The 1,676-nt window shown below is 60.9% G+C and carries 1 protein-coding gene; it reads left to right on the top strand.

Annotated elements, in window-relative coordinates; genetic code table 11:
* Window positions 1–543: 543 nt before the first annotated feature.
* Window positions 544–1,676 (top strand): proline--tRNA ligase (gene proS / locus EOC06_RS18805; RefSeq protein WP_245469768.1); only part of this gene is annotated, 1,133 nt, incomplete at its 3' end.

Below are 1,676 nucleotides of genomic sequence, written 5' to 3'. Positions count from 1 at the left end.
GGGTAAGGTGGTTTGGCAACGCGTTGCGCTAAGCAGATGATTGCACAAAAAAAATGCAAGGCACGAGGCCTTGCAATTTAAACGCGTCCGATCTGTTTCCGGTTTCCGGCGGCAGCGAGTAACCGCGCCTAGATCGCATCCTCCCAAGACTTTGACCGCGTAGGAGAGCAGATTTTTTTCTACCCTCTCGGTTATCGAGGTACATTAGCCTAAGGCGAATGAAAATGTCACGAAGAATTTTGCCTTGAAACGGGCATTCTCGTGCTGCACTGCACAATAGTGTGGCAGGCGTTGCTTGGCGAACGATCATCAAGACGCGCGCGGTGACCGGGAGGCCTTGCAGCGCCGTGGGTCTTCTGGGCGGGCGAAGGACGGTGCGACGCTTCTGATCCCGGCTATCCCATGCTTTTTGAAAATCGATTGCCGCTTTTCGGGCCGAAGCGTCCGGGTTCCCATTCCGCCTTGAAATGGCTATGAAGCCGGGTCAAGCAAGCCAAAGTCGCGCCGATTCTGGCGCGGCCCTCCTCACTCACGGACCTGTCCATGCGTTTGTCGCGCTATTTCCTGCCGATCCTCAAAGAAAACCCGCGCGAGGCCGAGATCGTCTCGCACCGGCTGATGCTGCGCGCCGGCATGATCCGCCAGCAGGGGCAGGGCAGTTTCTCGTGGCTGCCGCTCGGCAAGCGGGTGCTGGACAAGGTCTGCCGCATCATCCGCGAGGAACAGAATCGCGCCGGTGCGCTGGAAATCCTGATGCCGACCATCCAGTCGGCCGATCTGTGGCGCGAAAGCGGCCGCTATGACGACTATGGCAAGGAGATGCTGCGCATCAAGGACCGGCAGGACCGCGACATGCTCTACGGCCCGACCAATGAGGAAGTGGTCACCGAGATCGTCCGCGCCTATGTGAAATCCTACAAGGACCTGCCGCTCAATCTCTACCACATCCAGTGGAAGTTCCGCGACGAAGTGCGGCCGCGCTTCGGCGTCATGCGTTCGCGCGAGTTCCTGATGAAGGACGCCTATTCCTTCGACCTCGACTTCGAGGGCGCCAGGGCGGCCTACAACAGGATGTTCGTGTCCTATCTCCGGACTTTTACGCGCATGGGGCTGCAGGCGATACCGATGCGGGCCGACACCGGGCCGATCGGCGGCGATCTCAGCCATGAATTCATCATCCTGGCCGACACCGGCGAGAGCCAGGTCTATTGCCACCGCGACTATCTTTCGCTCGATGTGCCCGGAGAGAAGACCGACTTCGCCAATGCCGCCGAGATCGGCGATATCGTCAAGACCTGGACGACACCCTACGCGGCCACCGACGAGATGCACGACGAGGCGGCGTGGGAGAAGATCGGCGAGAGCGACAAGGTTTCGGCGCGCGGCATCGAGGTCGGCCACATCTTCCATTTCGGCGACAAATACTCCAAGCCGATGGGCGCCAAGGTGACCGGGCCCGACGGCAAGGATCATTTCGTCTCCGGCGGCTCCTACGGCATCGGTCCGTCGCGGCTGGTCGCGGCGATCATCGAAGCCAGCCATGACGACAACGGCATCATCTGGCCGGAGGCGGTGGCTCCGTTCGACATCGGGCTGATCAACATGAAAGCGGGCGACGCCGAGTGCGACCGCGTCTGCGACGAGCTGCATGCCGCTTTCGTCGCCGCCGGCAAGGA

Source organism: Mesorhizobium sp. M7A.F.Ca.MR.362.00.0.0 (genome assembly GCF_004023175.1).
In the GTDB taxonomy this organism is placed as follows: domain Bacteria; phylum Pseudomonadota; class Alphaproteobacteria; order Rhizobiales; family Rhizobiaceae; genus Mesorhizobium.
This window is presented reverse-complemented; position numbering and strand designations above follow the sequence as displayed.